Consider the following 25,196-nt stretch of genomic DNA (forward strand, 5'->3'; position numbering starts at 1 on the left):
GCTGTTCGCCGCTCTCGACGGTCGCCAGCAATTGGCGACCCCACCCGAAATCGCCGAACTGATCGGCCTTGCCAGCAACGGCGATTCCGGCGAGGTGGCAAAGACCACCAGGCTGGTGGCGCCGCGCCAGATCGCCAAGGCCAAGGATCGCCGCCGCATGGAAGTGTCGATGGTCACCAAGGTCGGCGACCGCGATGTCATCCACACCATGCCTTTCGTTCAGATCAAGATGGCACTCGCAGCCGGCCATACCACCAGCCGGGCCTACCCCCCTTTCGACCCGATGCAGGTGTTCGGCGACGACGGCGACGATGCATCGGCACAGCCTGCGACAGCGTCGGCAGCCTCCGGCCAGATCTACGGCGCCAAGGTCGAAAGCGAAATGAGCCTGAAGACCGTCGACTTCCCAATCGCGACCGCTTCCTTCGACGAGAAGAGTGACCTGTCGGCCGACGAAGTCGAAAAAGTGGTACGCGAGGCCGGCACCGACCTCAGCGACGGCGCCGTGCAGGTGGCTTCGCTTCATTATGTCGATCCGCAGCGATTCGGCGAAGCCTTTGCCGAGAGCATGGCCGGCTCCTACGATGTGAAGATCGTGCCGGAAAATGTCTCCGTATCGCCACGCGCCAACGCGGACGACCAGGCACCGGCTTTCGCCGAGGAAATCATCCCCTTTACCAAGGACACCGACCTCACGGAGGCTTTCGCCGATTCGGGCTACACGGGCGATGATGCCACCGGCATGGCCGAAGCGATCGCCAAGTTGCTCAACGCGCCGGCGCTCAAGGCCGGAACGGTGCTGCGTGTTGGCCTCGAGGTCCACGGCGACGCCGCCAAGGTCGTGCGGACAAGCGTCTATGACAAGACCACGCATATCGTCACCATCGCGCTCGACGATCGCGGCCAGTACGTGCCGGCCCAGGAGCCCGAGCCCAATCCCGAATTGCTGACCGCGTTCGACGATTCGTCGGCACCGGTGGTTGTGCGCGGCAACCTGCCCAACGTCTATGACGGCATCTACCGCGCCGCCTATTCCTACGGCATGTCCAAGGCGATGACCCAGCGGCTGATCAAGCTCCTGGCATCCGATGTCGATTTCCAGTCCCGCCTCAATCCCTCCGACCGCCTTGAAGTGCTGTTCTCACAGCCTGATGGCGACGACCAGACCTCGGACAATTCCGAGCTTCTCTATGTCTCGGCGACCTTCGGCGGCACGACGCGCAATTTCTACCGCTTCCAGATGCAGGACGGCAGCACGGACTATTTCGACGAAGACGGCTCGAGCGCCCAGCAGTTCCTGCTGCGCAATCCGCTGCCCGCCGGAAAATTCCGCTCCGGCTTCGGCGCCCGCAAGCATCCGATCCTCGGCTATGTCCGCATGCACACAGGCGTCGACTGGGCAGCCCCGATCGGCACGCCGATCATCGCCGCCGGCAATGGCGTCATCGAGAAGGTCGGCTGGGCTGGCGGCTATGGCAAGCAGATCATCATTCGCCATGCCAATGGCTACGAGACCTCGTACAATCACCAGAGCGCCTTTGCCAAAGGTATGGAGCCGGGCATGCACGTGCGCCAGGGCCAGACCATTGGCTATCTCGGCCAGACCGGCCTCGCCACAGGCCCGCACCTGCACTACGAGTTGATCGTCAATGGCACCAAAGTCGATCCGATGCGCGTCCGTCTACCGGTCGGCAAGGTGCTGAAGGGCGACGATCTCGTCGCCTTCAAGCGCGAACGCGAGCGCATCGACGATCTGCTGAAACAGGAAGATGGCAATTCGCTGAAGGTCGCCAGCGCCAAGATCGAAGGCTGAGACTCAGCCTTCGTCCTGCCGAGGTTCGGCGCGCCGCGACCACGGTAGCGCTTCGCCCGAAATCGTCGTCCAGGCAATGACAGCGGAAAGCAGGCATAGCAGCGCCGTCACCAACGAGACGGCGGAAAAGGCTACGTCGCTGGCGGCGATCCTCGCCGTATCGAGTGCCGGCGAAAGTCCTGCTGGTGGCGGTTCGCCGAAGCCAGGCAGGCCAGGGGTGGCATTTACCTCCAGGGCATTGGCGTAGATCCAGGCAGCGAGGGACCCCATCGCCGCCACCGCGATCAAGCCGCCGATGCGTGAGACGGCGTTGTTGATGCCGGAAGCCGCGCCGGTGTCCTTGTCTTCCACCGCCGTCATGATCGCGGTGGACAATGGCGATACGACCAACGCCATGCCGAGCCCCATCAGCGCCATCAAGGGGAAGATGCCGGTCCAGAAATGGTGAAAGCCGGCATAGGCGAGGAAGGCCAGCCCGGCGAAGGCAACCGCCACGATCAGGCTGCCGCAGGCAATGGGAAAACGCGGCCCGATCCGGTCCGACAGCTTGCCGACGGGTCCCGACAGAAGCGCGATCGCCGCCGACAACGGCAGGAAGATGAAGCCTACCTCGGCGGTGCTCAGTCCCCAGCCTGCGATCAGCAGCATCGGCAGATAAAAAAGATTGGCTGACAGTGCGAAATAGAGAAACGAACGTCGCGACGTTGGCGCCGGCGAAAGCACCGATGCGAAACAGGCTGAGATCTATCATCGGCTCGCGCTGCCGCCGCTCAAACAGGATGAAGACGACAAGCAGCACGGCGCCGGCGGCAATGCTTGGACCGGCCATGTGGCTCTCGCCGCTGGCGCTCATTGAAGTCAGCCCATAGGCGAGCCCCCCGAAGGCCACCGTCGCAAGCGCCCCGCCGGCAAGGTCAAGGCTGCGTTTCTCCGTCGGCGCATCGGCCGGAATCTTGGCGAGCAGCAGATAGATCGAGATCAGGCCGAGCGGCAGATTGACGGCAAAGATCGCCCGCCAGATGCCGCCGCCGAAAGCCGAGAGCACCAGGCCACCGAGCACGGGGCCGAGAGCGGTGGTCAGCGCCGACGCCGCCGCCCAGATGCCGATCGCCCTGCCGCGTTCCTTCTTGGGATAGGCGTTGGCGATAATGGCGAGACTGCCCGGCACCATGATCGCGGCGCCGATGCCCTGGAGCGCGCGAAATGCGATCAGCACGACAGCGTTCGGCGCCAGCGCACAGGCAAGCGAGGTCACGACGAACAGCGCAATGCCGGCCACGAAAGCATGGCGCAGCCCGAACCGATCGCCTGCGGCACCGCCGGCAAGGATCAGCGCCGAGAGTGTCAGCGCATAGGCATTGGAAATCCACTGCGCCTCGGCAAGGCTGGCGCCGAGGTCGACGCGGATCGCCGGCATGGCGATCGCCAGGATCGATCCGTCGATGAAGCCGAGCGCCGAGGCCAGGATCGCCGCGATCAAGACATAACGCCGCTGCGATTGCGGGCAGAACGTGCCATTCGCGACCGGAGCGGTCAGCGGAACGGCGGCGGCTCGATTGGGCGCATGCATGTCAGCCTCATTAGACCGTCGGCGCGGCGGCAACAACCGGCCAGCGGCTTGTTGTCCTTGAAACCAGCCATATTGCCAGGGATCGCATCTGCCCCGATGCAAACCGCGGCAGTCATGCTAATTCATGTCGCGCGGAAGTGACCTCGGTTTTGCGACAACGACATGCATCAGGCAAGATTTAAAAGCGCGTCGCACGGATCCGTTTCGACGAGACGCGCTTTAGGTTTGTCAGGACCCGCGGGCAGGAGAAATCGATGAAGCGTCCGCTCGAAGCATCGGTTGAGGGGCGCGGCCGTATTGTCGGTATCACCGATGGCGTGTTCGCCATCGCGCTCACCCTGATCGTGCTCGAGATCAGGGTGCCGGCGCATGAGGTGGTCCACTCCGAACATGATCTGCTCGCCGCCATCGCGGCACTCGCGCCACGCTTCCTCACCTATGCCTTGAGCTTTCTGACCCTGACCATCTTCTGGTTCGGCCAGCAGGCCCAGCATGGTCTGGTCGCCAAATCCGACAGACGGCTGGCCACGCTGAACCTCTGCTTTCTCGCCTTCATCGCGCTCTTGCCGTTCTCGACCGACCTTCTCGCCGATTTTCTGGAATTCAGGACCGCGGTGCTGGTTTACTGGCTCAACCTCTTGATGCTTGGCATCACGCTGTTCGTCAGCTGGTGGTATGCGGAGAGGAGCGGCCTTGTCGCGGAGGACGTCGACCCGGAAACGAAACGCACGGTCTACCTGCGCATCGTCAAGGCGCAGATCCTGTGGGCCGTCGGCGCCGCACTTTGCCTGATCACCCCGTTGGCGAGCGTCGGCTTCATTCTTGTGGTGCAGTTGATCTACGCGGCAACGCCGAATGTGAAGTGGGTGCGCAGGATCATTGGTTGAGAATTCAAGTCAGGCCGGCATCGCCCAAATATCGACATACCCTATTCGACGAACTCCACCGGGACACCCGGCGAGACCAGCTTGGCCAGTTCACGCGCGTCCCAATTGGTCAAGCGCACGCAGCCATGGCTCTCGGTCTTGCCTATCTTCGAGGGCTCCGGCGTCCCGTGGATGCCGTAAGTCGGCTTGTCCAGCGCGATCCACACCGATCCGACCGGGCCATTCGGCCCAGGCGGAATGGTCAGGATCTTGTTGTTCTCGCCCTGCTTGAAGTTGATGTTGGGATTATAGGTGTAGTTCGGATCGAGCGCGACACGCGACACGGCATGAATGCCGGTCGGGGATGGCGTGTCCGACGAGCCGATTGTGGCGGGGTAGGCCGCGACCAGCTTGCCCGACCCGTCATAGGCAAAGACTTCCTTCTTGCCTTTGTCGGCGACGATGCGGGTCACGGGGGTAGAAACCAGTTTGCCGAAATTCGCGACCTTGATGATCGTGCCGGGACGATTAAAGTTGGCGTCCGGATTGAGCGCCTTGAGATAGTTCTCGTCCATGTGGAAGCGCTCGGCCAGCGCCTCGGTCACGGAGGTGAAGCCCATGCGGTCGAGTTGCGCCTTCTGGCTATAATCTTCCGGGATCGACGCGACATAGGGGCCGGCCGCATCCTCCGCGGTGATGGTGTAGTTGGCGAACGGGTCGCCACCGGATTGCGACAGTGCGGCCTGGATGCCGACCGAATCGGTCGATTTGAGGCTGCTGCCGTTGATCTGATTGTAGGCCGCCAGCGCCTTGTCGACATTCGAACCGAAGCGCCCGTCGATGACGCCAGGCGAAGCCCCGCCCCGGTCGAGCAGCACCTGCAGGGCCGCGACATCCTGGCGTGCGCCCAGCGAAAGCGACGGATCGACTGACGTCTTGTCGCCGGCCTTCGGCGGCAATGCCGCCTGGTCGGAGGGCGCTGCTTGGTCCGTCGGGTCTGCCGGCCGGACGGGGTCTATCGACGCCTCGTTCAGCGGTTGGCGCTTGATTGTACCCGGCTTTGCCGGCTGCGGCGCATCGGGATAATTGTTGTCGTAACTGCCGTCGTCCTGCGGTGCCGGCGGATAGGCGTCGACTGAACCACTTCCGTCAGGATCGTATTCGTCGGCGGGCGGTGGAATGACCCGGCCTTCCTCTTCCAACTGTCTGCGGCGGAAGCGGGCCATGTCCTGGGGATCGTCGAGATAGTAACGATCATCGTCGGCCGGTGCGCGGCCAAGTTCACGCATCCGGCTCTCGCGGCGCAGCGCCCGCCGGTCGAGCCGTGTCTGTGGCGGCTGGATGGCGATCACCTTGCCGGTGTCCGAATCGACGATGACGCGATTGCCCCTGGCATCGTAATAAATGTCGAGATTGCCGTCCTGGGCGAGCAGAATGCCGCCGCTCCCGGACGCACGGACAGGCTGGGCGGCACCGTCATGCGTCGGCGCGGCGAACGCATTGGAAAACACCAGTCCCGCGGCGAGCGCCGAAAGGGTGAAGATAGTGCGCAGCATCGTGCGAAACTCTCCGGTCCGTATGTGCCGCCGCTCGGCATTGTTCAGGTCGGCGAACCCTTCGCCAGCAAACCAGTTACCCCACCATATGGTTCCAACATGAACCGGGCATGAAGATGGCGGTTTTCCGGCGCCTCGGGGAATATTGGCTAGCTTGCGCCAAGCCCCAATTCCTTGCGCGCCTGCTTCGTCAGCTTAAGGGCAACAAGGCGGTGGCTCTCGCGCAGATAGTCCTTCAGCGCACCATCATCCATGCTCTGGCTTGTCCGACGCTGGAGCCACTTCATGCCGCGGGAGGCAAGATAGGGAGCGGGGCGCAGGCCGGGCTGCTCCTTGAGCACGTCATAGGCGATGTCGGAGCATTTGAAGGTGACGAAGAGCTGCTGACCCTGATCCCAGCCACCGATCGCAAACACCTTGGTCCCGACCTTCCAGACATGGGCGCCGCCCCATTGCACAACGTGGTTCGTTGCGGGCAGCGAGGCGCAGAAGCCGTTGTAATCGTCCAGCGTCATCAATCCCCGCCAATTGCATGAAAAAGCCGCGCGTCCGGTGGACGCGCGGCTTCTGAATCAGGCCGCAACCTCGGCCGCGACGATCGCCGGCTTGGAGCGGAAATTCAGCCGGTCGGAACCGGCCGTGACCTTGACCGTCGAGCCGTCCAGGATCTCGCCGAGCAGGATCTTTTCCGCCAGCGGATCCTGCAGCTCCTTCTGCATCACCCGCTTCAGCGGCCGGGCACCATAAGCGGGGTCGTAGCCCTTGGCCGCCAGCCACTCGATCGCCTCAGGATCCAGCGACAGCGTGATCTTGCGATCGGTCAGCAGGCTCTCGAGCCGCTTGAGCTGGATCTCGACGATACGGTCCATGTCCTTGCGGCGCAGCCGGTGGAACAGGATCACCTCGTCGACGCGATTGAGGAACTCCGGCCGGAACGATGCCCTGACCACGCCCATCACTTCGTCTCGTACGGCATCGACATCCTGGTCCTCGCCGAGAGCGACGAGATATTCGGCGCCCAGATTAGACGTCATGATGATCAGTGTGTTGCGGAAATCGACGGTGCGGCCCTGCCCGTCGGTGAGCCGCCCGTCATCGAGCACCTGCAACAGCACGTTGAAGACATCCGGATGCGCCTTCTCGATCTCATCGAACAGCACGACCTGATAGGGCCGGCGCCGCACCGCTTCGGTCAGCGCACCGCCTTCCTCATAGCCGACATAGCCGGGAGGCGCGCCGATCAGCCGGGCGACGGAGTGCTTCTCCATGTATTCGGACATGTCGATGCGCGCCAGCGCCGTCTCATCGTCGAACAGGAAATTGGCCAAAGCCTTGGTCAGCTCCGTCTTGCCGACGCCGGTAGGCCCAAGGAACATGAACGAGCCGATCGGCCGGTTCGGATCCTGCAAGCCCGCACGGGCACGCCGCACTGCCTTGGAAACGGCCTGCACCGCTTCGCCCTGGCCGACGACACGCTTGCCGATCTCGTCTTCCATGCGCAACAGCTTATCACGCTCGCCCTGCAGCATCTTGTCGACCGGAATGCCGGTCCACCGCGACACGATATGGGCGACGTGGTCGGGCGTGACCACTTCCTCGACCATGCCGGCCTTGCCGTCCTGGGCTTCGGCCTCCTTCAGCTTCTTTTCCAGGTCCGGGATCTTGCCATAGGCAAGCTCGCCGGCGCGCTGGAACTCACCCTTGCGCTGGGCAATGGCAAGGTCGTTGCGCGCCTCGTCGAGCTGCTTCTTCAAGTCGGCCGCTAGCCCGAGCTTCTGCTTCTCGGCCTGCCACTTCGCGGTGATCTCTGTCGATTCCTCTTCCAGGCCGACGAGTTCCTTTTCCAGGCGGGCGAGCCGGTCCTTCGAGGCATCGTCCGTCTCGACCTTCAACGCTTCGCGTTCAATCTTGAGCTGCATGATGCGGCGGTCGATCTCGTCCAGCGCTTCGGGCTTGGAATCGACCTGCATCCTGAGCCGCGAGGCGGCTTCGTCGACGAGATCGATCGCCTTGTCCGGCAGGAAGCGGTCGGCGATGTAGCGGTTGGACAATGTCGCCGCCGCCACCAGTGCCGAATCGGAGATACGCACCTTGTGGTGCTGCTCGTACTTCTCCTTCAGGCCGCGCAGGATCGAGACCGTGTCCTCCACTGTCGGCTCGTCGACGAAGACGGGCTGGAAACGGCGGGCAAGGGCCGGATCCTTCTCGACATGCTTCCTGTATTCATCGAGCGTGGTGGCGCCGACGCAGTGCAGTTCGCCGCGCGCCAGCGCCGGCTTCAGAAGGTTCGAGGCATCCATGGCGCCATCGGCCTTGCCGGCGCCGACCAGCGTGTGCATCTCATCGATGAACAGGATGATGTTGCCACTGGCCGAAGTGACTTCCGAAAGCACGGCCTTCAGCCGCTCCTCGAATTCGCCGCGATATTTGGCACCCGCAATCAGCGCGCCCATGTCGAGCGCCATCAACTGCTTCTCCTTCAGCGATTCCGGCACGTCGCCATTGACGATGCGCAGCGCCAGGCCTTCGGCGATCGCCGTCTTGCCGACGCCCGGCTCGCCGATCAGCACCGGGTTGTTCTTGGTGCGGCGCGACAGCACCTGGATGGTGCGTCGAATCTCGTCGTCGCGGCCAATCACGGGATCGAGCTTGCCCGCGCGGGCGTCTGCGGTGAGGTCGCGGGCGTATTTCTTCAGTGCGTCATAGCCCTGTTCGGCACTCGCCGAATCGGCGGTGCGGCCCTTGCGGACGTCGTTGATGACCTGGTTCAGCGCCTGCGCGGTGACGCCGGCCTTGGCCAGGATTTCGGCGGTCTTGGCCGATTTCTCCATAGCAAGCGCCTGCAGCAGCCGCTCGACGGTGACAAAGCTGTCGCCGGCCTTCTTGGCCAGTTCTTCGGCGGTCGAGAACACCTTGGCCAGCGGCTGCGCCAGATAGAGCTGGCCATTGCCGCCCTCCACCTTGGGCATCGCCTCGAGCGCCGTCTCGACGCCGAGCTTGACATCGCGGACATTGCCGCCGGCGCGCTCGATCAACGACGCGGCCAAGCCTTCGTCATCGTCGACGAGGACTTTCAGAATGTGTTCGGGGGTGAATTGCTGGTGGTTGCGCGAGAGGGCCATGGTCTGCGCGGACTGGATAAAGCCGCGCACGCGTTCTGAGTATTTCTCAAGGTTCATATTTGTCTCCTTCCATCACCGGCCCGCTTTGCGGCACCGGATCAGATTGCGGTGACGGACCCGCTCATTCGAGCCGGATCCTGTTCAAGCCAGATATGGTGCATGGGCCCTTGCCCCTCAAGATGTCGCAATATGGCAGGTGCATAATATTCCACGTCAGCCCAAACAAAAACGGCGGAGATTTCTCTCCGCCGCTCAAGGCCTTGAATGCCGTTCGCTCAGTTGTCGATGTCGGAAACCACGGGTTCGGCACCGCCGCTGTCGACCGGAGCCGCCGCTGTCTCGGCCGCATCCTCATTTTCGCTGCCGCTCTCGACTTGATCGGCATTGGTGCGCGGACGGCGCGGACGCCGTGGACGGCGGGCAGCACCGCTTTCGGCGGCCGCCTCATTGAGTTCGGCCTGGGCGGCCAGACCTGCCGGTGAAAAATTCTCGAACCGCGGAGCCGGCTCGACCGCCGTGACGGTCTCGGGCGGTGAAGCGGCCTCTGCCTGGACTTCCGTCTGCCCCGGGGCCTCGTTGCGCTGTTGCTGGCCGCCCTGTTCGGGTGAAGCGTAGTCGCGCTGGCCGTAGCCGCCATTGGGGCGGCGATCGCGATGGCGTCCGCCACTGTTGTCGCGGCCGCCATTGTTGCGACCGTTATTGTCGCGCCCGCTATTGTCGCGATTGTCGCGACCGTTTTCCCGGTTGAGCGCAACCTCCGCCGGCATGCCCTCGATCACCGGCTGCGGACCTGCGCCATGGTTGATTACGGGAAGTTGTGGATCGGAACCGGCATTGCCGCTGCTATTGCCCGCCCCACTGTTGCCCGCCCCACTGTTGCCGGCCCCACTGTTGGCGGCCCCACTGTTGGCGGCCCCACTGTTGCCGGCATTGTCGAACTCGTCGCGATCGTCATCGCCGTCCTCGTCAAACTCGTCGCGTGCCTGCTGGACGTTCTGGATCGGCATCTGCGCCTGCGCGGCGGCAATGATGCGATTGTAGTGTTCAGCGTGCTGGAGGTAGTTCTCCGCCATAACCCGGTCGCCGGAGCTGTGCGAGTCACGGGCGAGCGTGGCATATTTTTCGGCAATCTGCTGAGCCGATCCACGGATTTTCACGTCCGGGCCGTTGCTCTCGTAATTGCGCGTAAGCGGATTCGGCCCCTTGCGGTTGTTGTTATTGTTGTTGTTATTGTTATTGCCACCGCCGCCGCCATTGTTGTTGCGACCGCGCATGCGCCTGTTCTGCTGTTGTGGCCTCATTCGACTCTCTTCATCTCTGAAATTTTGAAAAACTCTTCACGAACGGAGGCGCTCATGCAGCCAGCCGTTTCGTTTCTTCACCGGCGTTCGCCCGCATCGATTGCGTTGGCGCCACGTGTCATCCTGTTTCCGGTTACATCACTTGCCGGACGATTCCCGCACGAAGCTTGGGCGTCGTTTGCGCAAGAAGGCAGCTATTTCCAAGGAAAAACCGAATCGCTAAGAGCACTGCCTGCTTCGTCTCATCCGGTTAGGCGACCCTAGCCGCATTCCCCGGTATTGCCAAGCGCTTTTTTTGCACTGCGTCAAGACGTTGCCCGTTGAAAAACAAGAACCCTGTCGTTTCCGCCGAGATCGCCAAACAGCTCGCCAGCCGCGTAACCGGCTGCGCGAAATATATCGTTGACGTCGTTGCTTTGTGTGTGGCCGATCTCGACCGCAATCCTGCCTTCGGCTTCCAGAAATCTTGCCGCCTCGGCGGCGATGATCCTGTAGGGGTTCAGCCCATCCACACCGCCATCAAGGGCAAGGCGCGGGTCGAAATCGCGGACTTCGTCCTGCAGATTCCCAATCTCGTGAGTCGGTATATAGGGAGGGTTTGCGGCAATTACATGGTACCGGCCGGAAACTTTTTCGAACCAATCCGACTGAACCGCGGTGAACCGGCCGCCGAGCCCGAATTGCCCGGCATTGCGGGCCGCCGTAGCCAGAGCGCCGGCGGAGATATCGACACCGGTGGCGGTCGCGGCCGGCACGGCGCTCAGCAACGCCAGGGCGATCGCTCCCGTGCCGGTGCCGAGATCGAGGATGCGGCATGTGCCCTCCCGCGCGGCTATTGCCTTGACGAAGGGCAGCACCGCCTCGATCAGCGTTTCGGTGTCAGGTCGCGGCTCCAGCGTCTCAGGCGACAGCCGCAAGCGCAAACCGTAAAACTCGCGATACCCGAGGATGCGATGCACCGGCTCGCCGCTGGCTCGCCGTCTCAGGGCGCCATCGATCGCGGCCATGACGTCCCCGTCGATCTTGCACTCGGGGTCGGCTATCGCATGGGTGCGCGTCGTGCCGGAATAGTGCTCGACGATCAGCCGCGCATCGAGCGCGGGATCATCGATACCGGCTGCGGCAAGCCGGGTCCGCGCTTCCCGCAGCAGCGGCCCCAGCGTCGCGGGCGGATGGTCAGCCATCGATACCGATATCGGCCAGCAGCTTCGACTGATGATCGGCGATCAGCGCGTCGACGATTTCGTCGAGTTCACCCATCATCACCCGGTCGAGTTTGTAGAGCGTCAGGTTGATGCGATGGTCGGTGACCCGGCCCTGCGGAAAATTGTAGGTGCGGATGCGCTCGGAGCGGTCGCCGGAACCGACTTGCGACTTGCGCGACTCGGAACGCTCCTCATCCGCCTTGCTGCGCTCCATGTCATAGAGCCGGGCGCGCAGGATCTGCATGGCCTTGGCCCGGTTCTGGTGCTGCGACTTCTCCGCCTGCACCACCATGATGCCGGTCGGCAGATGGGTGATGCGGACCGCGGAATCGGTGGTGTTGACGTGCTGGCCGCCGGAGCCGGAGGCACGCATCGTGTCGATGCGGATGTCCTCGGCCCTGATATCGATGTCGACCTCTTCGGCTTCCGGCAGCACCGCGACGGTGGCGGCTGACGTGTGGATGCGGCCGCTGGCCTCGGTGGCCGGCACGCGCTGGACGCGATGCACCCCGGATTCGAATTTCAGATGGGCGAACACACCTTTACCGGAGATCGTGGCGATGATTTCCTTGAAGCCGCCGGCGTCGCCGTCGCTGGCCGATACCGTTTCGAACCGCCAGCCGCGTTCGGCGGCGTAGCGCTCGTACATGCGAAACAGGTCGCCGGCGAAGAGTGCCGCCTCATCGCCACCGGTGCCGGCGCGGATTTCAAGAATGGCGTTCTTGTCGTCAGCGGCATCCCTAGGCAGGAGCAGGATCTGGATGTCCTTCTGCAGCACCTCGATGCGCTCCTCGACGCCGGGCAGATCGGCCTCGGCAAGCGCCCGCATCTCGGCGTCGGTGCCCTTGTCGGCGAGCATTGCTTCGAGGTCGGCCTGCTCGTGCTCGGCCGAGCGCAATTCCCTGACCTTGGCCACCATTTCCTGCAACTCGGCATATTCCGATGCCATCCTCACATAGGCATCCGGCGCCGGCCCGGCCGACATCTGCGCTTCGAGCATCTCGAAACGCTTGACGACTTGATCCATACGATCGCGGGGCAAATTGACCATGATGAGGCTGCTACAACGGGATCGAGCGGTCGTCGGCGAAGGCCTGCAGCAACGCCCGCATCGGCAGCCCTTGCGCCGGCGCCATGAGATTGTCGTCGAAGAAAGCCTTCAGCTCCTCCAGCGGCAGCTCCGTCAGCATTGCCTTGACCGGACCGATCGAGGCCGGCGACATCGAGATCGAGCGGAAACCGAGGCCGATCAGCGCCATCGCCGAGATCGGCTTGCCGGCGAGTTCACCGCACAGGGTGACCGGCGTATGATTGCGGGCGCCGGCGTCGGCGATCTGCTTGAGCACGCGCAGGAACGGCGCCGACAAAGTATCGAAGCGGTTGGCCAGTTGCGTGTTGCCGCGGTCGACCGCCATGACGAACTGGAACAGGTCGTTCGATCCGACCGAGACGAAGTCGACCGCCTTCATCAGTTCGTCGAGTTGGAACAGCAGCGACGGCACTTCCAGCATGGCGCCCAGCTTGAGACTGGTCGGCAGATGATGGGCGAAGCGTGAGAGATGCCGCACCTCGCGGTCGATGATTTCGCGCGCCTGGGCGATTTCGCCGAGCTCGGTCACCATCGGCAGCATCAGCTTGAGCTCGCGCCCGCCGCTGGCCTTGAGCAAGGCGCGGATCTGGGTGCGCAGCAAGCCCGGCCGATCTAGCGTCAGGCGGATTGCCCGCCAGCCGAGCGCCGGATTCTCTTCCTGGATCGCACCCTTGAAATAGGGCAGCACCTTGTCGCCACCAATGTCGATGGTGCGGAAGGTGACCGGCTTGCCGCGCGCGGCCTCGAGCACGTCGCGGTAGAGTTTTTCCTGGGCTTCGGCGCGTGGAAAGGTCGAGGCGACCATGAACTGCAGTTCCGTGCGGAAAAGGCCGATGCCGGCAGCGCCCGCCTCCGCCAACTGCGGCAGGTCGACGGCAAGCCCGGCATTCATCAGCAGGTCGACCTGGACCCCGTCCCGGGTTGTCGACGGCTTCTTGCGCAGTTCGCGGTAGACCTCCTGCCGGCGCGCCCGGAACCGCACCTTCTCGGCATAGGCGGCTTCGAGATCGGATTGCGGCCGCAGATGGATCGCGCCTTCCTCGCCGTCGACGATGATGGCATCGCCGTTTTCCGCCATGGAAACGGCGCCCTTCATCTGGCCGGCGACGGGAATGCCCATGGCGCGCGCGACGATGACGACATGGCTGGTCGCCGCGCCATCCTCCAGCACCAGCCCGCGCAGCTTGTCGCGAGGATAGTCGAGCAGTTCGGCAGCGCCCATCGAGCGGGCGACGATGATGGCGTCCTTGGGCAGCGAGGCCGCGACATCCTCGGGCCCACGTCCCATCAGCTGGCGCAACAGCCGGTTGGCGAGATCGTCGAAATCGCTCATCCGCTCGCGCAGATAAGGATCGGTCATGTGCAGCATGCGGGCGCGCATGTCGCTCTGAACTTTTTCGACCGCTGCCTCGGCCGTTAGGCCGTTACGGATCGCCTCTTCCAGGCGCCGTACCCAGCCCCGGTCGTTGGCGAACATGCGGTAGGCTTCCAGCACCTGGCGATGCTCGCCCTCGAAGGCGACATCGCGGCGCTCCAGCATGTCGTCGATGGAAAGCCGCAGAGAACCAAGCGAGGCCTCGAGCCGCCGGACCTCTTCCTCGCTGTCCTCGTTGAACAAATTGGTGACGACGATACGCGGCTCGTGCAGCACGACGTGACCGAGCCCGACGCCGTCGTTGAAGGACAGGCCGGTGAAGCTGACAGGCCGGCGCAGGTCGAGTTCGAGGCCTGGCCGGGTCAGCCGCGCCAGATCGCCGGTGGCGATCATCTCGGCGATGACCATGGCCGTGGTTTCCAGCGCCTCGACCTCGTCGTCGCGGTAGTGGCGCATTGTCTTGTTCTGGACGACCAGGACGCCCAGCGTGCGCCCTGCCCTGAGCACCGGCACGCCGAGGAAGGAATTGTAGATCTCCTCCCCGGTCTCCGGCAGGTAGGCGAAGGCCGGGTGTTCTTGCGCGTTGGACAGGTTGAGCGGCCTGGCACTCGCGGCAATGGTGCCGACCAGGCCTTGCCCAAGCCGCAGCTGCGCCAGGTGGACGGCGTTCGGGTTCAGACCCTCGGTGGCGTAGAGCTCCAGCACCGAATCGGCGCGCAGCACGTAGAGCGAGCAGACTTCTGCCACCATGTTGGAGGCGATGTCGCGCACAATCCGGTCGAGCCGCTCCTGCGGCTCCAGCGGCTCCTGCATGAGCTCGCGGAGCCGTTTCAGCAAAACGCGCGGGCCAACGGCCGTGTCACGCATCGCGGCTTCTTCTCCAATAGACTTCTTGCCGAGGCAGTTTCCGCCGCGCCCGGCAAGTGCGCAACAGCTGATTCAGTCCTGCTACTGCTTATCCAGACCGTAGACGGAATGCAAAGTGCGAACCGCAAGTTCCGTATAAGGACCGTCGATCAGTATCGAAATCTTGATCTCGGATGTGGTGATGGCACGGATGTTGATCGCCTTGTCGGCCAGCGCCTTGAAGGCGGTGGCGGCGACGCCCGCATGGCTCCTCATGCCGATTCCGATGACCGAAACCTTCGACATGCCGGCTTCCGACTGCACGACATCGTAGCCGATCTCGGCTTTCAGCCGGTCGAGCACGGCCAGCGCCTTGTCGACATCGCCCGACGGCACGGTGAAGGTCATGTCGGTCAGCTTGCCGTCCTCGGAAATGTTCTGGACGATCATGTCGACATTGATGTTGGCCTCGGCCAACGGCCCAAAAATGCCGGCGGCGACGCCCGGCCGGTCGCCGACGCGGCGCAGCGAAATCTGGGCCTCGTCCTTGGCGTAGGCAATTCCGGTGACGACCTGCTGTTCCACGATCTCTTCCTCGTCGCAAATGAGCGTTCCCGGAGGATTGAGCAAATCCCCCATTCCGGGCGCATCGGGATCGTCGAAGGACGACCGCACGAAGGTACGCACCCTGTGCACCATGGCAAGTTCGACCGAACGCACCTGCAGAACCTTGGCGCCGAGCGAGGCCATTTCAAGCATTTCCTCGAACGATATCTTGGCCAGCCGCCGCGCTTTGGGCTCGATGCGCGGGTCGGTGGTGTAGACTCCGTCGACGTCGGTGTAGATGTCGCAGCGGTCGGCCTTGATCGCGGCGGCGATCGCCACGGCGCTTGTATCGGAGCCGCCACGTCCGAGCGTGGCGATGCGGTTGTCCGGCCCGATGCCTTGGAAACCGGCGATGACAGCCACCTGGCCTTCGCCGAAGCGCTTGACCAGGAAGGAGCCGTCGATGTCGAGGATGCGCGCCGCGCCATGCGCGTTGTCGGTCTTGATCGGAATCTGCCATCCCTGCCAGGAGCGCGCATGCACGCCCATGTTCTGCAAGGTGATGGCGAGAAGGCCAGCGGTGACCTGTTCGCCGGAAGCGACGACCGCGTCATATTCGCGCGCATCGTGCATCGGTGAGGCCTCGCGGGTCCAGCCGACCAGCTCGTTGGTCTTGCCGGCCATCGCCGAAACCACCACAGCCACCTCGTGACCGGCGTCGACCTCGCGTTTGACGTGACGTGCCACGTTGCGGATGCGAGCGATGTCGGCGACGGAGGTCCCGCCGAATTTCATCACGATACGCGCCATGGAAGCGAAATGCCTTTGACTGGAGCCGGCCCGCGGCCGAAAATGGAAGAAAGCGCCCGGCTGCCGCCGGCTACTGAATGCGCGGCCTCCATAGCCAAATGAGGAAGGTTTCGCAAGGCTGACGGCGGATTGCGTAGCAGCACGACATATTGCCTTCCGGCCCGGCGCCGCTTACCAAATGCTGCCTGCGGGAAATTGCTTTTGGTTCGGCATAACAGATGATTGCTCGGCTTCGGCGCGCCATGCGATTGCAATCGCTCCCGCTTGTCGCGGGCTTTGCAGTGCTGGCACTGATCGTTGGCACCCGTGCGGTGCTCGTCGAGAGCCAAAGGGCCAATCGTGCCGCCGCACGCGAGACAATCGAATACCAGGAACAGCTTTCCGGGCTGCTTTCATTGGCGCAGGAGGCCCAGAGTGGTCAGCGCGGCTACTTGCTGACCGGGGAAAAATCCTATCTGGAGCCTTACCGGAAGGCCGTCGAGGCAATTCCGGGACAATTGGCGCGGGTCGACAGCGCGACCGCTCCCGACGACCAGATCGGCCAGCAGATCGGCCACATCAAGGACGCGCTTTCGCAACAGCAGGCCGACCTGGCGGAAACCATAGCTCTCTACGAGCGAGGCGATGCGGCACAGGCCCTGCAACTGGTTCGCAGCGGCCATGGCAAGGCCGCCATGGACGAGATGCGGGGCAGCATGGACACAATCAGGCGTATCGGCGCAGCCGCGGTGGCCGCGCGCGACGAGCATACCGACCGGGTCGAGGCCTGGTTGCGCATCGGCTCACTGGCGGCGTTGCTGGCGATTTTCCTGCTTGCCGCCTACACCATCCGTCAATCCCATCGCCGCTTCCACGAGGTGGTCGTCGCCCAGCAAGAGCTGATGCGCAAGAACATCGAACTCGGCAACGAGATCCAGACGCGCGAAAAAGCCGAATCCCAGATGCGCCAGATGCAGAAGATGGAGGCTGTCGGACAGCTGACAGGCGGCATCGCCCACGACTTCAACAACATGCTGGCGGTGATCCTCAGCGCCATGAACCTTGCCCAGCGCAAGCTGAAGCGGGGCGAGCATGACATCGAAAAGCTCGTCGAGGCCGCGACCGACGCGGCCAGCCGTGCCGCCGACCTGACCTCCCGCCTGCTTGCCTTCTCCCGCCTGCAGCCTCTGGCGCCGCAGGTTGTCGACATCAACGGGCTGTTGACCGGCATGTCCGATCTTCTGCGCCGCACCTTGGGTGAAGGCATCCGCATCGAGACAGTGTTAGCGGGCGGCCTATGGAAAACCCGGGCCGATCCCAGCCAGATCGAGAACGCGATCCTCAATCTGGCCGTCAATTCCCGTGACGCCATGGACAATGAGGGCAAGCTGACCATCGAGACTGTCAACAGCCACCTCGACGACGGCTATGCATCGACGCACGCCGAAGTCACGCCTGGCCAATATGTGATGATCGCGGTAACCGACACCGGCGCGGGCATGTCGCCTGAGACCATCGCCAGGGCTTTCGAACCCTTCTTCACGACCAAGCCGGTCAACAAGGGCACGGGACTTGGGCTGAGCCAGGTGTTCGGCTTCGTCAAACAATCGGGCGGCCACGTCAAGATCTACTCCGAGCCCGGCGAAGGCACGACGATCAAGGTCTACCTGCCCCGGTTTTTCGGAGCCGAGGAGCCGGCAACGCCCGTCGGGCGGGACAAGAGCACGGCCAAGGTCACCGAGACGATCCTCGTCGTCGAGGATGACGCCCGCGTGCGGGCTTCCACGACGGATATCATGCGCGAACTCGGCTACATCGTCATCCATGCGGGGAGCGGACCGGAGGCCCTTCAGAAGCTCGCCGCGACACCAGGCATCGCTTTGCTTTTCACCGACATCGTCATGCCGGTGATGAACGGCCGCAAGCTCGCCGAGGAAGCGCTCGCGCGCCAGCCCGGGCTGAAAGTGGTCTTTACCACCGGCTTCACCAGGAACGCCGTGGTCCACAACGGCGTGCTCGATCATGACGTCCACTTCCTGGCCAAGCCGTTCACCATCGAGCAGCTGGCGGCCAAGCTGCGCGACGTGCTGGACACGAAATAAGCCGGCCTTTGATCGCCCGGCCCTTTGTCAGCAGAGGAAAATGTTGCCTTGACATTCGATGCCTCACGCCCGACTTCCTAGCGCATGACCCCGAAATGGACTTCGATTTCGGAAAGGGATCATGCGCAGAATTAAAGTGCTACAGCGTCCTTTGCGCGTCCGAAGGACGCGCGGCGCTATAGCGTCCGAGGAGACCAACCGATGCCTGAGCCCCGACGATCGACGATCGATGCCGGAGAGGTGGAACGCTTTTCCGCCCTCGCCGCCGAATGGTGGAACCCAAACGGCAAGTTTCGTCCGCTGCACAAATTCAATCCGGTCCGGCTTTCGTATATCCGCGACCAGATCGCGACGCGCTTCGGCCGCGACCCGCGGGCGGCGCGGCCGTTCGAGGGCCTGCGCATCCTCGACATCGGCTGTGGCGGTGGCCTTTTGTGCGAGCCGATGGCGCGGCTCGGTGCCGAGGTGGTCGGAGCGGACGCCTCCGAAACAAACATCGAAGTGGCGAAACTGCATGCCGCCGAGGGCAATGTCAGCGTCGACTATCGTGCCACGACAGCGGAAGATCTCGCCGAGGCCGGCGAAAAATTCGATGTCGTCCTCAATATGGAAGTGGTCGAACATGTCGCCGATATCGACCTGTTCGTCGCCAAATGCGGCGAGGTGGTCAAACCGGGCGGCATCATGTTCGTGGCCACCATCAACCGCACGCTCAAGGCGCTCGGCCTCGCCATCATCGGCGCCGAATATGTGTTGCGCTGGCTACCGCGCGGCACCCACCAATTCGGCAAGCTGGTGCGCCCGGAAGAGCTGGAAAAGGCGCTACGCGGCGCCGGTCTGACCGTCATCGACCGCACCGGCGTCACCTACAATCCGCTTGCCGACCGCTGGGCGCGGTCGAAGGACATGGATGTCAATTACATGGTGCTGGCGGAAAAGGATTCGGTCTGACAGCCAATCCTCAGCCAGCCGAGGCCGGAGCCCGGCGGTGACGCTGACGGCGGTGCGACGTGAGCCTCGAAGCCGTCAGGCTTTCTGGCTCTGCGCCTTGGTGGTGATGAACACGCCCGCGGTGATGATGACGGCGCCGACCCAGGTCAGCAGTTGATAGTGTTCACCAAGGAAGATCGTGCCGGCAAACAGCCCGACCGCTGCCGCGACATAGCCGATCTGGCTGAGATAGACCGGACCGCCAACCGCCTGCAGCCGGAAGAAGAAAGCAAACATCGCCGATGCCGAGGCCATCTGCGCCACGACGATGAGCGGCACGGCGCCAAGCTGGACGAAGGCCTTGCCTCCGAGCAAGATCAGGATGCCGACGAGCAGCATCGCCGCGGACGCCAGATGGCTGCCGACCGCGAGTTCGATCGGACCAGTTCCTTCCGGCCAGTCGATGGTGCGGTAGATGTTGCCGGCGGCAAGGCTGACCGGGATCAGCAGCCCCATCAGCACCCAGAACAGATCGGCCGGCTGGCCAGCCTCGCCGCGCGTCACCGCCACCATGACGGCGCCGACGAAACCAACTGCAATGCCTGATATGCCCAGCATGTTGGGGCGCCGGACGCCGAGCAGGATCGAAAACACCAGTGTGATCACCGGCGACAGCGTGAACATGATGCCGGTGTAGCCGGCGCCCAGATGCGGAATGGCCGAAAACATCAGGAGATTGGGGACGGCATAGGACACTGCCGCGGTGACGAAGAAATAGCGCAGTTTGTGCGGGGTGAGCCGGATGCGCTGACCACGCGCCAAGAGCACGCCCAAAAGCACTCCGCCGGCGCCGAGCGAGATTACAAAGGCCCAGACCGTGGCTGGCACGCCGGCCGCAGTGGCGAGCTTGCCGAAAGGCAGCGTCAGGCCCAGCAGGCCGCCGGTGACAACCAGCAAGCCGAGCGCCGAATCCCAGAGATATTTCATGATGAACCCTATGGGTGCACAGCCTCTTGGCCGGCGTTGAATATTGAGATAAGATAATGGAAAGATTCTTAACGTCAAGATACTATGGTGAGATAGATGGACCGCGCTGGGAAAGCCATCGAGCAATGGCAGCGGGAACGGCCGGACCTGGATGTGTCGCCGATGGCCGTGATCGGGCGCTTGAATGAGGTCTCCTCGCTGATAGCACGTGATCGCCTCGCCCCGCTGTTTGCCCGTTTTGGACTGCAGGCGGGAGAGTTCGATGTGCTGGCGACGCTGCGCCGCTCCGGCTCACCGTACGCACTGACCCCGACAGCGCTCTACGAGGCCACCATGGTGACCTCCGGCGCCATGACCAACCGGCTCGACCGGTTGGAAAAGGCCGGATTGATCCTGCGTGCACCGCACCCCAACGATCGGCGCGGCATCGTCGTGCGGCTGACCGAACAGGGGCTCGCTTTGATCGACGAGGCCGTTGCGGCACATGTGGCGAACGAGCATCAGATCCTGTCCGGCCTTACACTGGCCGAACGGGAAACGCTTTCGCAACTGCTGGAAAAGTTGATCGGCAGCGTCAGCTGATCGCTCAGTTCCGGTCGTCCGGAAACACCGGGATCGGCATGAACTCGACGCCGTCCTCGGCCAGGCCCTTGGCCTCTTCAAGCGTCGCCTCGCCATAGATGCCGCGCGCATCGGTTTCGCCGAAATGGATCTTGCGCGCTTCCTCGGCGAACTTGTCGCCGACATAGTCGGCGTTTTCGCGCACCTTCTCGGCCATCGCCTTCAGCTGCGCCAGCGCCTGCTTCTGCGCCTCGCCCATAGCAAGCGCTATGGTTTCCTGCTTGCGGGCCGTGGAAACGGCCGGGGCCATCAGCGCCTTCTCGACCTTGTGCGAGCCGCAGCTGGGGCAATCGACAAAACCGCGCTTCTTCTGCGTGTCGAAATCGTCATTGCTGCGAAACCAACCCTCGAACTCATGCTCGTTTTCGCAGATCAGGGAAAAGCGGATCAAGATGCGGCGCCCCTGAGACGCGGCGCCTCGCCGGCATTGATGGTGAAATCCCGCGCATTCCTGAGATTGGGGATTTTCTTGCGCGCGGCAATCGACTGCGCCGGGTCGATCTCGGCGACAATCACCGCTGGCTCGTCATGCGCGGCCTCGGCGATGATGCGACCCCACGGATCGACGATCAGCGAATGCCCATAGGTCTCGCGGCCGTCCTCGTGCAGGCCGCCTTGAGCGGCGGCGACGACATAGGCGCCGTTCTCAATGGCGCGTGCCCTGAGCAGCACATGCCAATGCGCTTCGCCGGTCTGGCGGGTGAAGGCCGCGGGCACGGTCAGCACCTCGGCGCCGGCCATCGCTTCGGCACGGAACAATTGCGGAAAACGCAGGTCGTAGCAGACGGCAAAGCCTAGTTTCGCATCGTTGATCGGAATAACGACGGCTTCGGTCCCCGGCTCATAGGCGGCGGATTCGCGCCAGCTTTCGCCGTTATCGAGGTCGACGTCGAACATGTGGATCTTGTCGTAGGTGGCGAGCGTCGCGCCATCGGGTCCGAACAGGAGCGCGCGGTTGGCGAGTTTGCCGTCGGCGCGCAGTATGGCGGTCGAGCCAACGTGCAGGAAGATGCCAAGCTCACTGGCGAGCTTCCGCGCGGTTGCGACAACGATGTCCTTGTCCTGCGAGGTGAAGGAGGCGGCACGCGCTTCCTTGTCGCGGATCAGCGCGCCGGTCATCTCCGGCGTCTGGATGTAGATGGCGCCCTGGGCCGCGGCCTCGCGCACCAGCCGCTCCATATCGGCCGCATTGCGCTCGGGACTCTCGCCTGAACGCATCTGCACTGCCGCCGCCCTGAAAACACTCATTGTCATCCCCTCAGTTCGACGAGCCGTTGGCGAGCAGTTTGTCCAGTCGGCCTTCTGCCTCCAGATCATGGAGGTCGTCGCAGCCGCCCACATGCGTGTCGCCTATGAAAATCTGCGGAAAAGTCGTGCGGCCGTGAGCCCGCGACATCATCTCCTGGCGCAGTTCCGGAGAGAAGGAAGCGTCGTGCTCGGTATAGGGGACGCCTTTGCGCTCCAGCAACCGCTTGGCCGCCGTGCAGTAGCCGCACATCATGCGCGTATAGATCGTGACATCGACCATGACGAATTCCGCTTCTGTTGACGACTTATATAGTCACGGACTCGTCCGCCCGGAAGTCCCCCGGCAACACACGGGCAAAGGTCAGCACGTCGACGGCGGCCGCACCTCCCCTTTTCAGCGCCTTGGTGGCGGCACGCACGGTGGCGCCGGTGGTGTAGACATCGTCGATCAGAAGCACCCTTCGGCCGGCAATCTCGATCTCGGCCTCTGCCGGCACGCGAAAGGCGGCGCGCACGTTCTCCTCGCGCTCCTGCCGCTCCAGTCCGACCTGCTGGCGGGTGAGTTTTATACGCCGCATGGCGGAGGGCGCGAAAGGCAGCCCGCTAAGTTCGCAAACCGCGCGCGCCAGTTCCGCCGACTGGTTGAACCGCCGCCTAAAAAAACGGCGCCAATGCAGCGGCACCGGCACCACCACATGCGCGTCGGCGATCAGGTCGGCGCCCACACGGACCATCCAGCGCGCCATCCAGGGTGCGAGATCCGTACGGTCCTGGTATTTCAGCCCTTGCACCATCTGGCGGGCAACGCCGGAGTAGACGACCGCGGCCCGTGCCCGTTCGAAGGGCGGCGGATCCGCGATCGCTTCCGCCGACAGAAAACCATCGCCCATGTGATGGGTGAACGGCGTGCCCATCACCGGACACCAGGGCCGCTCCAGCAGCCGCAGCTTCGGCCAGCAGGCGCCGCACAACACACCAGGCTGCGAGACCTGCCGGCGGCAACCGGCGCAGACCGGCGGAAACAGGATGCGCGCCGGCCAGCCCAGAGCCGACCGGGCAGCAGACCCGGCCAGCTTGCTGATCTCGACGGACTTGATCTTGGGCATCGGATCGGCCACGTGATTGGTTCCTCGGCGCCACCATACCAATCACATCAAGGGGCCGACATACAAGGATCAATCCCTTGCAGCCGATAATGGACACCTCTCTGTGGCTGGCGCACAAGCGGCGCGCGCTCATCCATCCGGTTGACGGCGCCGACTTCCTCATGCGCCGTGCCGCCGACGATCTCGCCGACCGGCTGGGCGCCGTCGAGCGAAAGTTCGCCAAGGCGGCGGTGCTGTTTTGCCAGACATCGGCCGCGGCCGGCGTCCTTGCGCGGAGCGGCAAGGTGGAGGATATCGCCCGTGTCGAGACGGCCGCGGCTTTCCTAAATGGTGCCGCCGGCCTGATTGCACCGCCGGAGACCGTCCCGTTCGAGCCGCAAAGTCTTGATCTGGTGGTATCGCTTTTGTCGCTGCAGGCGATGAACGACATCCCGGGCATGTTGATCCAGATCCGCCGCGCGCTGCGGCCGGACGGACTTTTCCTCGGCGCGTTCGCAGGAGCAGGCACGCTTGCGGAACTGCGCGAAAGCCTGCTTGCCGCGGAGACAGAGCTCTACGGCGGCGTCAGCCCTCGCGTCATCCCCTTCACCGACGTACGTGATGCCGGTGCGTTGCTGCAGCGCGCCGGTTTCGCGCTGCCGGTCGCCGACGTCGAGACGGTGACGGTGCGCTATGCCAACCTGTTTGCCCTGATGGCGGATCTGCGTGCCATGGGCGAAACCAGCGCGCTGGCCGACCGCAGCCGGCGGCCGGGCACGCGCCAGCTGTTTGCCCGCGCCGCGGAAATCTACGCCGAACGTTTTTCCGACCCCGACGGTCGTATCAGGGCAAGCTTCTCGACGGTCTGGATGTCCGGCTGGGCGCCCGATGCATCGCAGCAAAAGCCGCTGAAACCCGGTTCAGCCAAGGTTTCGCTGAAGACTATACTGGAGGGGCCTGATGGGCATTGACCTTTTCGCAGGCACCAGCCTCATTGCGCAAAGGCGTTGGCAAGCCTGCTGGAGTTGTCGCTGAACAACCAGGTCAGCGTGTTGAAGACCTGGCTGATACCCCCGATGATCGTCAGCGACAGTACGCAGATGATCAGGGCGTATTCGACGACCGTGGTGCCGTTTTCGTCCTCCAGAAAACGCAGCAGCACTGTTTTCATGGCCTCGATCCCCGTTGCGGAAACTTTACCGCGGACGTGTTAAGAAAGGTTAACGGCAAAGGCTTAACAGGCGGTGAAGCCGCCGACCGTCGGAAAGGTCCTGGCCTTGTCAGCAGTCGCCACTGCTTTTGCCATCGGAACGGATAATGCAGACGCCACCCGGATCGGCCTGCAGCACGCTGCGGCGTACCGTATAGCTGCTGCGATGGCTGATCGAACCGGTAGCCGTCATGTCCAGGCGGGGGAAACCGTCGCGGGCCGTTTGCGAACGCGCCTGGCTGTCGAGGAAAGGGGACGCGATCAACGCCAGCGCCACGGCGGCCGATCCGAAAAGCAGCGTGAGGCGCAGGACGCCCATGCCCGCTTCGGCGGCACGAAAGCCGCGCTCGGGCCGGATCGAATCCCAATCCCTGTCCAGGCTCATTCTATCGCTCCCCAGCGAAATGACGGCTGCCGCACGAAAACGGCAATGCGTCAACTTTTTCATGATGAGATAAATCTTCCATTAACGCTGGCTGATATGGACGGTGGTCCAATCGGATCCTCAAAGGAGATCGATCAGGAAGGGGATCAATGGCGTATCGGCCGGCGGCATCGGATAATCGCGCATCTGTTTGGGCCGCACCCATTTCAGCGCCTGCCCTTCCCTCGGCTGGGCGATGCCGCGGAAGCGGCGGCAGACAAAAAGCGGCATCAGCAAGTGGAAGTCGTCATAGGAATGGCTGGCGAAGGTCAGCGGCGCCAGGCATGGGATATCGGTCTCGATACCGATCTCCTCGTGCAGTTCACGGACAAGGCATTGTTCCGGCGTCTCGCCGGCCTCGACCTTGCCGCCGGGAAACTCCCACAGGCCGGCGAGTTGCTTGCCTTGCGGCCGCTGCGCCAGCAGCACGCGGCCATCGGCATCGACCAGCGCGCAAGCGGCGACCAGAAGCAGGCGCTTGCCGGCGATCGTCACATCATTCATGCCCGA

General features: G+C 63.6%; 22 protein-coding genes and 1 pseudogene (1 of these 23 cut by a window edge). 6 read left to right on the forward strand and 17 right to left on the reverse strand.

The window, feature by feature from the left end:
• Positions 1-1,813, forward strand: the 3' portion of a protein-coding gene (locus tag ACVWWD_RS03960; RefSeq protein ID WP_015315610.1) for a M23 family metallopeptidase. The gene continues 158 nt to the left of window position 1, outside the view; 1,813 of the gene's 1,971 nt are visible here — the last part of the coding sequence; the start codon falls outside the window, past its left edge; it ends in the stop codon at positions 1,811-1,813.
• 3 nt (positions 1,814-1,816) lie between these two features.
• Here the strand turns inward: ACVWWD_RS03960 and ACVWWD_RS03965 are convergent.
• Positions 1,817-3,383, reverse strand: a pseudogene (locus ACVWWD_RS03965) (MFS transporter).
• A gap of 254 nt (positions 3,384-3,637) precedes the next feature.
• Between ACVWWD_RS03965 and ACVWWD_RS03970 the strand changes: the two are divergent.
• Positions 3,638-4,270: a TMEM175 family protein gene (locus ACVWWD_RS03970; RefSeq protein ID WP_352548776.1), complete on the forward strand. Its 633-nt coding sequence runs from the start codon at positions 3,638-3,640 to the stop codon at positions 4,268-4,270.
• 41 nt (positions 4,271-4,311) lie between these two features.
• On the opposite strand, the gene ACVWWD_RS03975 is transcribed toward ACVWWD_RS03970, so the two are convergent.
• The 8 genes from ACVWWD_RS03975 to ACVWWD_RS04010 all read right to left on the reverse strand — a co-directional run bounded on the left by ACVWWD_RS03975 (position 4,312) and on the right by ACVWWD_RS04010 (position 16,100).
• A complete protein-coding gene (locus ACVWWD_RS03975; RefSeq protein ID WP_352548775.1) occupies positions 4,312-5,805 on the reverse strand; it encodes a L,D-transpeptidase family protein in 1,494 nt (497 codons plus the stop codon).
• 149 nt (positions 5,806-5,954) lie between these two features.
• On the reverse strand, positions 5,955-6,320 hold the full coding sequence (locus tag ACVWWD_RS03980; RefSeq protein WP_352548773.1) for an MmcQ/YjbR family DNA-binding protein: 366 nt from the start codon (positions 6,318-6,320) through the stop codon (positions 5,955-5,957).
• A gap of 57 nt (positions 6,321-6,377) precedes the next feature.
• Positions 6,378-8,984 carry an ATP-dependent chaperone ClpB gene (gene clpB, locus ACVWWD_RS03985; RefSeq protein ID WP_023770726.1) on the reverse strand — a complete coding sequence of 869 codons (2,607 nt, stop codon included), beginning with the start codon at positions 8,982-8,984 and terminating at the stop codon, positions 6,378-6,380.
• Positions 8,985-9,202: 218 nt separating this feature from the next.
• Complete coding sequence (locus ACVWWD_RS03990; protein ID WP_352548771.1) at positions 9,203-10,228, reverse strand: DUF4167 domain-containing protein; 1,026 nt, start codon at positions 10,226-10,228, stop codon at positions 9,203-9,205.
• Positions 10,229-10,533: 305 nt separating this feature from the next.
• Entirely contained in the window at positions 10,534-11,412 is an 879-nt protein-coding gene (gene prmC, locus ACVWWD_RS03995; RefSeq protein WP_352548770.1) for a peptide chain release factor N(5)-glutamine methyltransferase, read from the reverse strand.
• Complete coding sequence (prfA, locus tag ACVWWD_RS04000) at positions 11,405-12,484, reverse strand: peptide chain release factor 1 (RefSeq protein ID WP_352548768.1); 1,080 nt, start codon at positions 12,482-12,484, stop codon at positions 11,405-11,407. The genes prmC and prfA overlap by 8 nt, the downstream gene beginning before the upstream one ends.
• A gap of 10 nt (positions 12,485-12,494) precedes the next feature.
• Complete coding sequence (gene ptsP / locus ACVWWD_RS04005; protein WP_015315601.1) at positions 12,495-14,765, reverse strand: phosphoenolpyruvate--protein phosphotransferase; 2,271 nt, start codon at positions 14,763-14,765, stop codon at positions 12,495-12,497.
• Between the two features lie 81 nt (positions 14,766-14,846).
• Complete coding sequence (locus ACVWWD_RS04010; RefSeq protein WP_352548766.1) at positions 14,847-16,100, reverse strand: aspartate kinase; 1,254 nt, start codon at positions 16,098-16,100, stop codon at positions 14,847-14,849.
• Between the two features lie 242 nt (positions 16,101-16,342).
• Here ACVWWD_RS04010 and ACVWWD_RS04015 point away from each other — a divergent pair, with 242 nt between their 5' ends.
• Positions 16,343-18,181, forward strand: coding sequence for a CHASE3 domain-containing protein (locus ACVWWD_RS04015; RefSeq protein ID WP_023770731.1), 1,839 nt, complete (start codon positions 16,343-16,345; stop codon positions 18,179-18,181).
• 201 nt (positions 18,182-18,382) lie between these two features.
• Positions 18,383-19,132: a bifunctional 2-polyprenyl-6-hydroxyphenol methylase/3-demethylubiquinol 3-O-methyltransferase UbiG gene (ubiG, locus tag ACVWWD_RS04020; RefSeq protein ID WP_023770732.1), complete on the forward strand. Its 750-nt coding sequence runs from the start codon at positions 18,383-18,385 to the stop codon at positions 19,130-19,132.
• A 75-nt stretch (positions 19,133-19,207) separates the two neighbouring features.
• Here the strand turns inward: ubiG and ACVWWD_RS04025 are convergent, their stop codons facing one another.
• Complete coding sequence (locus ACVWWD_RS04025) at positions 19,208-20,098, reverse strand: DMT family transporter (RefSeq protein WP_352548764.1); 891 nt, start codon at positions 20,096-20,098, stop codon at positions 19,208-19,210.
• 96 nt (positions 20,099-20,194) lie between these two features.
• Between ACVWWD_RS04025 and ACVWWD_RS04030 the strand changes: the two genes are divergently transcribed.
• Positions 20,195-20,680, forward strand: a complete 486-nt coding sequence (locus tag ACVWWD_RS04030) for a MarR family winged helix-turn-helix transcriptional regulator (protein WP_352548762.1) — start codon at positions 20,195-20,197, stop codon at positions 20,678-20,680.
• Between the two features lie 4 nt (positions 20,681-20,684).
• On the opposite strand, the gene ACVWWD_RS04035 is transcribed toward ACVWWD_RS04030, so the two are convergent.
• From ACVWWD_RS04035 to ACVWWD_RS04050, 4 genes are read right to left on the reverse strand one after another with little or no spacing between them, the layout of a single operon-like run.
• Positions 20,685-21,110 carry a DUF1178 family protein gene (locus ACVWWD_RS04035; RefSeq protein WP_023770735.1) on the reverse strand — a complete coding sequence of 142 codons (426 nt, stop codon included), beginning with the start codon at positions 21,108-21,110 and terminating at the stop codon, positions 20,685-20,687.
• On the reverse strand, positions 21,107-21,967 hold the full coding sequence (locus ACVWWD_RS04040) for a carbon-nitrogen hydrolase family protein (RefSeq protein ID WP_352548761.1): 861 nt from the start codon (positions 21,965-21,967) through the stop codon (positions 21,107-21,109). The genes ACVWWD_RS04035 and ACVWWD_RS04040 overlap by 4 nt, the downstream gene beginning before the upstream one ends.
• A 10-nt stretch (positions 21,968-21,977) precedes the next feature.
• On the reverse strand, positions 21,978-22,247 hold the full coding sequence (gene grxC, locus ACVWWD_RS04045) for a glutaredoxin 3 (protein ID WP_023770737.1): 270 nt from the start codon (positions 22,245-22,247) through the stop codon (positions 21,978-21,980).
• 25 nt (positions 22,248-22,272) lie between these two features.
• Positions 22,273-23,073, reverse strand: a complete 801-nt coding sequence (locus ACVWWD_RS04050; protein WP_435054002.1) for a double zinc ribbon domain-containing protein — start codon at positions 23,071-23,073, stop codon at positions 22,273-22,275.
• A 77-nt stretch (positions 23,074-23,150) separates the two neighbouring features.
• Here ACVWWD_RS04050 and ACVWWD_RS04055 point away from each other — a divergent pair, with 77 nt between their 5' ends.
• Complete coding sequence (locus ACVWWD_RS04055) at positions 23,151-24,023, forward strand: methyltransferase domain-containing protein (protein WP_023770739.1); 873 nt, start codon at positions 23,151-23,153, stop codon at positions 24,021-24,023.
• A 20-nt stretch (positions 24,024-24,043) separates the two neighbouring features.
• Here the strand turns inward: ACVWWD_RS04055 and ACVWWD_RS04060 are convergent, their stop codons facing one another.
• The 3 genes from ACVWWD_RS04060 to ACVWWD_RS04070 all read right to left on the reverse strand — a co-directional run bounded on the left by ACVWWD_RS04060 (position 24,044) and on the right by ACVWWD_RS04070 (position 25,190).
• Positions 24,044-24,223, reverse strand: coding sequence for a Flp family type IVb pilin (locus ACVWWD_RS04060; protein ID WP_023770740.1), 180 nt, complete (start codon positions 24,221-24,223; stop codon positions 24,044-24,046).
• Positions 24,224-24,332: 109 nt separating this feature from the next.
• Entirely contained in the window at positions 24,333-24,647 is a 315-nt protein-coding gene (locus ACVWWD_RS04065; protein WP_352548759.1) for a hypothetical protein, read from the reverse strand.
• A 120-nt stretch (positions 24,648-24,767) separates the two neighbouring features.
• On the reverse strand, positions 24,768-25,190 hold the full coding sequence (locus tag ACVWWD_RS04070) for a (deoxy)nucleoside triphosphate pyrophosphohydrolase (protein WP_023770742.1): 423 nt from the start codon (positions 25,188-25,190) through the stop codon (positions 24,768-24,770).
• Between the last annotated feature and the right edge of the window lie 6 nt (positions 25,191-25,196).

It is taken from the genome of Mesorhizobium sp. URHB0026, from assembly GCF_054059755.1.

Coding starts and splice junctions, on each gene's coding strand:
- ACVWWD_RS04025 (WP_352548764.1), bottom strand. CDS start 20,098: ATGAAATATCTCTGGGATTCGGCGCTCGGCTTGCTGGTTGTCACCGGC.
- ptsP (WP_015315601.1), bottom strand. CDS start 14,765: ATGCGTGACACGGCCGTTGGCCCGCGCGTTTTGCTGAAACGGCTCCGC.
- ubiG (WP_023770732.1), top strand. CDS start 18,383: ATGCCTGAGCCCCGACGATCGACGATCGATGCCGGAGAGGTGGAACGC.
- ACVWWD_RS03980 (WP_352548773.1), bottom strand. CDS start 6,320: ATGACGCTGGACGATTACAACGGCTTCTGCGCCTCGCTGCCCGCAACG.
- ACVWWD_RS04060 (WP_023770740.1), bottom strand. CDS start 24,223: ATGAAAACAGTGCTGCTGCGTTTTCTGGAGGACGAAAACGGCACCACG.
- ACVWWD_RS04065 (WP_352548759.1), bottom strand. CDS start 24,647: ATGAGCCTGGACAGGGATTGGGATTCGATCCGGCCCGAGCGCGGCTTT.
- ACVWWD_RS04040 (WP_352548761.1), bottom strand. CDS start 21,967: ATGAGTGTTTTCAGGGCGGCGGCAGTGCAGATGCGTTCAGGCGAGAGT.
- prfA (WP_352548768.1), bottom strand. CDS start 12,484: ATGGTCAATTTGCCCCGCGATCGTATGGATCAAGTCGTCAAGCGTTTC.
- ACVWWD_RS03975 (WP_352548775.1), bottom strand. CDS start 5,805: ATGCTGCGCACTATCTTCACCCTTTCGGCGCTCGCCGCGGGACTGGTG.
- ACVWWD_RS03990 (WP_352548771.1), bottom strand. CDS start 10,228: ATGAGGCCACAACAGCAGAACAGGCGCATGCGCGGTCGCAACAACAAT.
- ACVWWD_RS04070 (WP_023770742.1), bottom strand. CDS start 25,190: ATGAATGATGTGACGATCGCCGGCAAGCGCCTGCTTCTGGTCGCCGCT.
- prmC (WP_352548770.1), bottom strand. CDS start 11,412: ATGGCTGACCATCCGCCCGCGACGCTGGGGCCGCTGCTGCGGGAAGCG.
- ACVWWD_RS03970 (WP_352548776.1), top strand. CDS start 3,638: ATGAAGCGTCCGCTCGAAGCATCGGTTGAGGGGCGCGGCCGTATTGTC.
- ACVWWD_RS04015 (WP_023770731.1), top strand. CDS start 16,343: ATGCGATTGCAATCGCTCCCGCTTGTCGCGGGCTTTGCAGTGCTGGCA.
- clpB (WP_023770726.1), bottom strand. CDS start 8,984: ATGAACCTTGAGAAATACTCAGAACGCGTGCGCGGCTTTATCCAGTCC.
- ACVWWD_RS04050 (WP_435054002.1), bottom strand. CDS start 23,073: ATGCCCAAGATCAAGTCCGTCGAGATCAGCAAGCTGGCCGGGTCTGCT.
- ACVWWD_RS04030 (WP_352548762.1), top strand. CDS start 20,195: ATGGACCGCGCTGGGAAAGCCATCGAGCAATGGCAGCGGGAACGGCCG.
- ACVWWD_RS04010 (WP_352548766.1), bottom strand. CDS start 16,100: ATGGCGCGTATCGTGATGAAATTCGGCGGGACCTCCGTCGCCGACATC.
- grxC (WP_023770737.1), bottom strand. CDS start 22,247: ATGGTCGATGTCACGATCTATACGCGCATGATGTGCGGCTACTGCACG.